We start from the raw sequence: 9,103 nt of genomic DNA, 5'->3' as shown, positions 1-9,103 counted from the left end.
TTATTCTACAGCACCTAGAATAAAATTTCGGATTTTTTCAGAATATTTCTCACAGGCGGCTAAAGCCGCTATTCGCTTTCATCCCCGGTCTAAAGACACGGGGTTTTCAGCGTTTAGATTTTGATAAAGTTTTATCATAATTGTCTTCTCCTGATTTTTCCCTGATTTTTCCCTGATTTTTGGAAGTATAGCACTACCCATTAAGGTGTTTGAAATTGATACAAGCAGCAAACGCTGTTTTATTGAACTTTTGCCTTTTGCCTCTTGCCTCTTGCCCTTGGGCGTAGCGCTATAACTTCCAGAGATATTTATCGATCGATACTCAAGGCTTAGTTTGCAGTGTTTCGCAATGTCTCTGAAGGTAACTCCCCAAACATAGCTTTGTAATCTTTAGCAAAATGACTTAAATGGTAGAACCCAAATTCACTAGCAAGGAGGGCTATGGTACAACGTTCTGGTTCGCTTGCCTTCAGGCGTTGTCGCACTGCATTAAGTCGTCGTACCTTGAGATAGCGCATGGGACTCAAGCCAAATAAGTCCTGAAAACCATAAGATAAGGCAGAACTGCTAGACCCTAAATTTTGAGCTAGCTGTTTTAAAGTCAGAGGTTTGTCTAAGTTGGCTAACATTTGTTGCTCAGCTTGGGCAATCAACTTTGCTCTTCGGGAAGGTTTGAGAAAACACTTGGAATTTAACTTAATGGGAATCTGACTAATCAACAAAGGAATGAAATCATCAGCAACGAGTTTTTCAATATGAGGTTGTTGAAGGAAGGTAGGATTTTTGATTGCTAACCAAGCTAGTTGTTTCAGGTAATTTTTAATTTCTTTCGTCCCAGTTGGTAGCAAATTCACCTGATTTTTTCTCCGGAAATTATCGTCCAGATCGTGGCGTTGTAGTTGGTCTGCATAAGCATCAAACGTTTGCACAGGGATGAAAACATGTGTCAGGGCTATACCTTGATGAAATACTTCGTACGATTCGGTGTTGTTAAAACCAAAAAGAGTTCTTTGAGGCTCAATAGGGCTTTTTAAGGAGTAATATTCCTTTTCTTTCTCAGACCAAATCATTACAAAAGACATGTATTCAGGTGTTCCCCCACCAGACGTGTGAAGTCCTTGGTTGACCTGATCATAGGCGAAATATAAGTTGCCAATCTGAATAGATAAAAATTCAGCTTGAAGAGGGCCGGGACTAAGTTGAATCATTTCCATCTTTTGATAATCAATAAACTCTTTGAAGCCATCTAGATGGGTAAAGGATCTGTAGACAATTTTCTGATTCTCTGTCCCAGGATCATCCTCAGCTTGGGTAGTTTTACTATTGTTGGCATCAATTAATAAAGTCATTTAAGCACCACCCTAGAAAAAAATAATCCCACCAAATATAAGCAAAACTAATACAATTTCAAACTTAGTTATTTAATTCTTATAGCTTAGAAAGTTGGAATTTTCGGTTATTGACAGAGATAGCTTACCACTAAACTAGCCTTGGAGTCTTTGACTGACCCCATAGCACAACAGAGTAGCTATTACTGAGTGAAAGTGTCGAGAATGCTATTCATCTCTTGGGATAGTAGAGATATCAACAGGTCACGAAAGTCATTGGTCAAGTATTGGCTAATGGCTATTAGCCCCTAGCGATCGTTACTACACGGGAAAGACCAAGAGCGTGGTAGCCCCATAATTTCGATCCGGGGCGGAAACACGACAGGTCAATCAATCTAATTAGGGTGGGTATTACCTACCCTACAGATGACCTGGAAAACTGATAACACCCATTGATTGATGAACTTTTGCGTCTGTAATTCAGCCAAGTGTAGGGTTCAGCTCGAGCGATCGGGACTCTAAAGCCTATCCCAAGGCTATCCATGTTGTGTTTTGGGATGTCGCCTGAGATTGTGTTAACCCCTTTTATGAGGTTTTATCTATGTTTTTCAACGGTTTTTTGAACCGAATTTTGAGAGGTGTCGTGGTGTTTGCGATCGCCACCTCCCTCCTTTTGACCACCATTGCGCCACCCGCAATGGCCCAACAGATTCTTCCCCACCCCGATCCAGCTTTCACTGGCAAAATCGGTCTAACTTATGAAGACTCTAAAGAGGTCGAACTCAAATTGAAAGAGCCTTCAAGCTTTGGCATTGAAAATGCGCCCAATATCCTGTTGGTGCTGCTAGATGACGTGGGCTATGGCCAGATGGGAACCTTTGGTGGCAGGATTAAGACTCCAACACTGGATCGACTGGCTGAAAATGGTTTAAAGTACACTCAATTCCACACCACAGGCCTCTGTTCTCCCACCCGTGCTTCCCTCCTCACCGGACGTAACCACCACTCCGTTGGGACTGGTGTGACTACCGGAGTTGCAACGAGCTTCCCTGGATATTCAAGTGTGATTCCCCAGAACACAGCCACCTTTGCGGATGTATTGCAAGCCTACGGTTACGCAACCGCGTGGATTGGTAAAAACCACAACGTGCCAGATTGGGAAACCAGCGCGGTGGGACCGTTTGATCGTTGGGCCCAAGGGCTAGGGTTTGACTATTTCTATGGCTTTGTCGGGGGCGACGTCGATCAATACACTCCCCCGCTCGTGGAGAATACGACTCGCTTGATTCCGCCAGAAAAAAATGCCGATGGTTCAGACTACTACCTGAATACGGATTTGGCCGACCACGCCATCAACTATATCCAGACCACAAAAGCGCTGGCAGAAGATAAGCCCTTTTTTGTTTACTTTGCTCCCGGTGCGACCCATGCGCCCCACCAAGTTCCCCAAGATTGGATCGATAAATATAAAGGGAAATTCGATATGGGCTGGGATAAGTACCGTAAGAAAACCATTAAGCGGCAAAAAGAATTAGGTGTGATTCCCCCTGATGCCCAATTAACCCCTCGTCCAGAGTCTCTACCGAAGTGGGATTCTCTGAAGGGAAAGAAGAAGCGGTTGTATGCCCGCATGATGGAGGTGTTTGCTGCTTTTACCGCCCAGACAGATCACGAGGTTGGTCGGGTGATTGATGCCATTGAGGACCTGGGTGAGTTAGATAACACCTTGATTATCTACATTGCTGGAGACAACGGTTCCAGTGCAGAGGGTGGCCTGCAAGGGGTGACCAATGAATTGACCTTTTTCAATGGTCTTGAAGAAGACTTTCAGGACAAGTTCGCCGCGATCGACGAATTGGGCGGCGAGATGCACTATAACCACTTCCCTGCCGCTTGGGCTTGGGCAATGGATACCCCGTTCCAATGGACCAAGCAGATTGCGTCTCACTTTGGGGGAACTCGCAATGGCATGGTGATTTCTTGGCCCGATCGCATTACCGATGTGGATGATGTGCGCTATCAGTTCAGTCATGTCATCGACATTGCTCCCACCATTCTGGAGGCTATTGGTATTGAAGCACCCACCCTATTCAATGGGGTCATGCAAAAGCCGATCGAGGGAACCAGTTTAGCCTATACCTTTGATGCAAAGTATACCTTGGATCCAACTAAAGATCTTGATGAGCAGAAAAAATATAATGCAGGTAAGATCGGTGCCCCCAGCAAGCACACCACCCAATACTTTGAGATGCTCACGAACCAAGGAATCTACGACAAAGGCTGGATGGCCAGTGCCAAGCGCGGGGACCCCTGGCTTTCAGAAAACCCCGAGATGGATCTGTTGGACATGCCCTGGGAACTCTACAACATTAAAAAGGACTTTTCTCAAGCGGTGGATTTGGCTGACCAAAAGCCGAAGAAACTCGAAGAGATGATCAAGTTGTTTTATGCGGAGGCCAGCAAGTATAACGTTTTGCCGTTGGACGATCGCAAATCTGACCGGGTTGATGTGGCCAATCGTCCCAGTTTGACCAAAGGACGTAAGGTCTTTACCTACCCCGATCATTTTCGCGTTCCCGAAGGTTCAGCCCCCGATCTCAAAAGGCAGAGCCATAAAATTACGGCCAATGTAATTTGGCCTGAAGATGAAGATGGCGAAGGCATGCTGTTGGAAGGAATGCTGTTGACTTTGGGGGGCCGTTTTAGTGGATACGGTTTGTTTGTAGAAGATGGTCAACTGGTGTATCACTACAACTGGGCGGGAATCGAACGCTACGAAATTTCAGCGCCTTTGCCTCCTGATTTGCCCACCAATACACCGATTACTTTGCAGGCTGTTTATAAAACCGTATCAGATGCAAAGATTGATGAAAACATTAAAGATGACGATGTCAAAGAAGCACTAGGTAAAGTACTAGGTGCCGAAGTAGCCCTCTACGTTAACGATCAACCCCTTACCATTACGGGAAGCAATTTGGTTTGTAAGAGCATTCCCAACCGCTTCACCTTAGATGAGACCCTTGATGTGGGCTTTGATACGGGTACGCCTATCCGAGAAAGCTATAAAGATAAAATGCCTTTTGACTTCACCGGAACGTTGAAATCGGTGACGATCAAATTAATTGACGATGTTGCAGACCCAGAGGTCTTAGAGCCATGCATAGACGAGTCGTTCCATCTTAATCCCATTCCGTTCTACGATTAACCCATGCAAACTATTAAGATGGCAGGCACAATTCGAGGGTTGATTTAAAGTCGGAATAGGAGTAAATACCCGAGTCCATAACTTTTAACAGGGTGGGCATTGCCTACCCTGATTCATATCATAGCCCGAATTAAAAAGCATAGAAGCTGTATTGGGTAAGTAGGGAAAAAGACAGCCATGTTCAAGGCAGAATGGTTAAAGAAGGTTTGAGAAAAGTATCTTTTCACAACCGAATTTAGTATCACCTCAAATCAATGAAGTTTCTCTAAAGCTATTCTCCACCACGATTAAATGATTCTGCAACTAAAATTATGAATAATTCTCAAAATTATATTCAAAAACTCCTAATTGTTCTCAGTGTTTTTATTCTTACCGTTACTATTTTTAGTCCGAGTGCCTTTGCTGTCCCCTCTTCAACTTGTCCGGAAAATATGGTTTTCATTCCGGGAGGAGAATTCAAAATGGGGTCAGATCAACCAGAATTTATCGAAGAATTACCTGTTGAAGATGTTACCGTCAGTTCATTTTGCATTGACTCCCACGAAATTACCAACGCCCAATTTACCAAGTTTGTTGAAGATACAGGTTACGTTACCGTAGCCGAACGTCCCCTATCAAAAGAACAATTTCCTGATTTACCTGATCAACAGCGATCGCCCGGTTCCCTTGTTTTTGAACCTCCCACAGAAGGCATTCAACAAGTCGCTTATCTGAGTTGGTGGCATTGGGTTGTGGGCGCAAACTGGCGACATCCCTATGGCCCCGATAGCAAGATTAGGGGGAAAGAAAACCATCCTGTTGTTCATATTGCCTATGAAGATGCCTTAGCCTACGCCAAGTGGGCAGGAAAACAAGTTCCCACCGAAGCCCAATGGGAATACGCTGCCAGAGGCGGTTTAAAAGCAACTACCTACACCTGGGGTAAAGAATATTCTGCTAAAAAAGCCAACACCTGGCAAGGATTTTTTCCCTTTCTAAATACCAAAGCGGACGGCTACTTGGGAACTGCCCCCGTCGGTTCATTCTCAGCAAATGGTTACGGTTTGTATGATATGACAGGTAACGTTTGGGAATGGACAGCGGACTGGTATCGGGTTGAACGAAAGAACATGGCTCATAGCGTTAATCCAGAAGGTCCCAGACAAGCCGAAAGTTTTGACCCCAAAAAACCTGTCGAGGGTGCGTTACACGTCATTAAAGGTGGTTCTCACCTCTGTGCGCCCAACTATTGCAGTCGATACCGTCCGGCTGCACGGGAGTCCCAGTCACCGGATACTGGAACCACTCACATTGGTTTTCGCCTTGTCAAAAATTTGGGATAAGGCAATAATCCCTTACTGTTAGAGGGGCTTGCCTTTTCAAAGAAACAATATGGAGACCTTATAACATACGTGAAGAAGACTTCAGTTTTTCCTCCTGACTATTTTGAATAACGCTTTTTAAAACTTTCAGATGCTAGAAATAATCGACATGAATCGAGATGTTAAAGACATGTTGATTTATCCTGTAGTTTAGAGTAATCAAGGGGTGAAAAGGGAGCTGTAAACTAGAGATAATAATGGTTTAAGCCAACCCTAAGCCCAAAAAATCGGGAGGTCTCTGTAGCCTCCCCCAAAGCAAATATGTTTCCTGGCCTTTTGGCCTTTAGGCCACGCTACGCGAACGGCCACCCTACGCTAACAATTCTACCAGACGGTGTTGGAGACTCATCTGACTTCTGGCCAATATCTAACACTACAATTGTTAATTTTACTTGTACAAAGTCATCTAAAAGTGCGCTAATCCACGTCAACTTTTTCCTCTTGCCTCTTGCCTAAAGACCTTGGGCGTAGCGCTATAATTGTGTCCGACTCATTAGCCTACTTATTAGCCTGCGTAGCTAGGCTTTGCTGGTGTAGCCAAACCCTTGGGGGTTTGGGGATAGTTTTTAAGCACCGGGATGCTCCCCTTATGCACCGCATTTAAAGCCTTAACTCCTTCTTCTTGAGCAACCACACAACTAATTTTAGTGTCCGAACTTGTAATCATCTGAATAGTTATTTGCTGTTGTGCTAATGCCTCAAAAAACTGAGCCACAACCTCTGGTTGTGCCACCATACCACCCCCAACTAGACTAACTTTAGCGATTTCTGTATCCACTAGAATCTCCCCACAACCAATACTTAGAGCTAAAGCGTTTAAAGCCATGAATGCTGCTTCAGCATCAGCTTGAGCCACCGTAAACGCAATATCACAGCTGGGGATATCATTAAACCTATGACAGCGTTGAGACTGAATAATCATATCAACACTAATATTTTCTTGTGCCAGTCCTCCAAAGACTTTTGCTGCCATTCCCGGTTGATCTCGGACATGGCGAATTGTGATACAAGCTTGGTTGAGATCAACCACAGCACCGGATACTGGGGATGGGGTTGAACCGGTAGCAAACTCCTGAATTGAATCAGGTCCGAGCACTATAGAACGATCAATTTCAAAAGCCTGACACAAAGCAGCAACAGCGCGATCGCATGCCTCAGCATTAATCACACAGGTAATCTTCAACTCAGAGGTAGAAATCATCTCAATATTAACTCCCGCCTCTGCTAGAGTAGAAAACATTTTAGCTGCAACCCCAGGACGTCCAATCATACCAGTCCCAGTAATTGCCACTGTTGCCATGTTCTGCTCTACCATCACCTCTAGCTCTTCTGACCCTTGCCAAGTCCCCCCGTATAAAGCAGAAGTAATCAGCTTTTTAAGTTTACTTTCACTCACTGCCGCTGCTAAAGTCTCACCTTGATCCAAACCTCTGTTCACTACGGTCAACGCAATATCCTTACCATTGTCCTCCTGAATTGACTGAATAATCAGATTAACATCCAGATTGTCACGAGCAATCTCACCAAATAACCCTGCCGCTACCCCTAAACGATCTCGCCCTTGCCATCGGGCTACTTTTACCTGATTTGTTTCCAATTCCACCCCATATACTGCCTTGTTAATTTCCAACCCTTTCAGAGAACGAGGTTTAGGTATCGGAGAAATAATCCTAGTTCCTGGTGCATTGTTCCAGCTTGAACGTACAACCAAAGGTACCCCATAATTACGAGCAATCTCTACCGCCCTAGGATGTAGCACCTTTGCCCCTAAACTCGCTAACTCTAGCATTTCATCACAAGTAATTTCTGGGATTAATTGTGCCTCTGGTACAATCCGAGGATCAGTCGTAAAAATGCCTGGAACATCAGTATAAATTTCGCACAAATTTGCTTTTAAGGCAGCCCCTAACGCCACAGCTGATATATCTGAACCGCCACGTCCTAGAGTAGTAATTTCAAAGTTATCACCACTGCTCATACCCTGAAATCCAGCTACAACTACCACAGTTCCTTGATTGAGATAGTGCTGAATTCGCTTTGGCTGAATTTCCCAAATTCTGGCACGACCGTGTTCAGCATCAGTGATAATTCCTACTTGTGCCCCAGTTAAAGAAATAGCCGGTTGTCCCAATTCCTGCAATGCCATACTCAGCAAAGCAATTGATACTTGTTCTCCAGTAGACAGAAGCATATCCATCTCCCGGCGACTGGGATTAGTCGAGACTGCCTTCGATAAACTAAGCAAGTCATCAGTGGTTTTACCCATCGCCGAAACCACTACTACCACAGTATTATTATTTTGGACTGTTTGCTTCACCCGCCGGGCAACTGCTTTAATTCTTTCAACTGATCCAACAGACGTACCACCATACTTTTGAATAATTAGCATGATCTAGCCTCAAATAAAGTATTAATTTTAAATTGATTTAACTTTACAATTAGTCTGTGATAATTTTATTGCTTTTATAATGAATAATCAAAAATTTTAAACTGAAAAAAATAATTACTATAAACAAGTAACATAAAACTTCGGGAAAGGGAACAGTATGAAAGAGCGATTGAGCCCTATAATAACCTGAGTTCGATGACCCTTCCCTGTTCCGAAGTTCCTTGTTAACTATGGCGGTTTGCATAACTATTAGGTACACAGGATTCTGTTCCCTGTTCCCTGTTCCCTGTTCCCTAAAAACCCAGAACTTTGTACCTAACTGAATTGCAAACCGCCTTATTACATCTCAAGCAGTGCTATATCATTCTCTTTGTTGACCTGAATCAACTCAGCTACACCATCCCATAGAGCATAGCGTGCTTTGAGAGCATTCTCAGCAGAGTTAAAAGCTTGCTCCCACTTTACAGGATCATCACCACAAAGATTTTTTAAGAGTTTTTTCCCCATCGGAACATGTTGATCCTCATCCAGAAAATTATGCCTGTCTAGATAGAGACGCAAAGAATCCCAAGTAAATCCATAAAGACTATCTAAAGTAGCAATAACCTGTCTGAACATAGCAGGAATGATATCTTCTCGGCCTAGTAGAAAAGCGGCAGCTACTTCATGGGTTGACTTAGTCGTAGTTTCCAACGTGAATTTAACAAAGGTTTTGGTTAATTCAGGTTGAAAGCGGCAGCTACTTCATGGGTTGACTTAGTCGTAGTTTCCAACGTGAATTTAACAAAGGTTTTGTTTAATTCAGGTATCGAAAGAGAGG

The 9,103-nt window shown here is 43.9% G+C and carries 4 protein-coding genes and 1 pseudogene; 2 read left to right on the top strand and 3 right to left on the bottom strand.

Features of this window, described 5'->3' with window-relative positions; all coding sequences use genetic code 11:
• Window positions 1-329 precede the first annotated feature (329 nt).
• The gene (locus F6J99_RS36055) at window positions 330-1,349 is read right to left on the bottom strand and encodes a helix-turn-helix domain-containing protein (RefSeq protein ID WP_293120414.1); all 1,020 of its coding nucleotides are present in this window, start codon (window positions 1,347-1,349) and stop codon (window positions 330-332) included.
• 580 nt (window positions 1,350-1,929) lie between these two features.
• Here F6J99_RS36055 and F6J99_RS36050 point away from each other — a divergent pair.
• Window positions 1,930-4,533: an arylsulfatase gene (locus F6J99_RS36050; RefSeq protein ID WP_293120412.1), complete on the top strand. Its 2,604-nt coding sequence runs from the start codon at window positions 1,930-1,932 to the stop codon at window positions 4,531-4,533.
• Between the two features lie 311 nt (window positions 4,534-4,844).
• Window positions 4,845-5,855, top strand: coding sequence for a formylglycine-generating enzyme family protein (locus tag F6J99_RS36045; RefSeq protein ID WP_293120410.1), 1,011 nt, complete (start codon window positions 4,845-4,847; stop codon window positions 5,853-5,855).
• 544 nt (window positions 5,856-6,399) lie between these two features.
• Here F6J99_RS36045 and F6J99_RS36040 read toward each other — a convergent pair.
• Entirely contained in the window at window positions 6,400-8,283 is a 1,884-nt protein-coding gene (locus tag F6J99_RS36040) for an aspartate kinase (protein WP_365974964.1), read from the bottom strand.
• Between the two features lie 339 nt (window positions 8,284-8,622).
• Window positions 8,623-8,997, bottom strand: a pseudogene (locus F6J99_RS36035) (DUF3050 domain-containing protein); the annotation flags it as partial.
• Window positions 8,998-9,103 lie beyond the last annotated feature (106 nt).

It is taken from the genome of Moorena sp. SIO4G3, from assembly GCF_010692305.1.
Lineage (GTDB): Bacteria > Cyanobacteriota > Cyanobacteriia > Cyanobacteriales > Coleofasciculaceae > Moorena > Moorena producens_A.
Note: the sequence above shows the minus strand (reverse complement) of the source record. Positions and strands in the feature narration are given on the sequence as shown.

Bases quoted from the DNA above. Each gene is read 5' to 3' on its own strand.
- F6J99_RS36045 (WP_293120410.1), top strand. From the start codon at position 4,845: ATGAATAATTCTCAAAATTATATTCAAAAACTCCTAATTGTTCTCAGT.
- F6J99_RS36040 (WP_365974964.1), bottom strand. From the start codon at position 8,283: ATGCTAATTATTCAAAAGTATGGTGGTACGTCTGTTGGATCAGTTGAA.
- F6J99_RS36050 (WP_293120412.1), top strand. From the start codon at position 1,930: ATGTTTTTCAACGGTTTTTTGAACCGAATTTTGAGAGGTGTCGTGGTG.
- F6J99_RS36055 (WP_293120414.1), bottom strand. From the start codon at position 1,349: ATGACTTTATTAATTGATGCCAACAATAGTAAAACTACCCAAGCTGAG.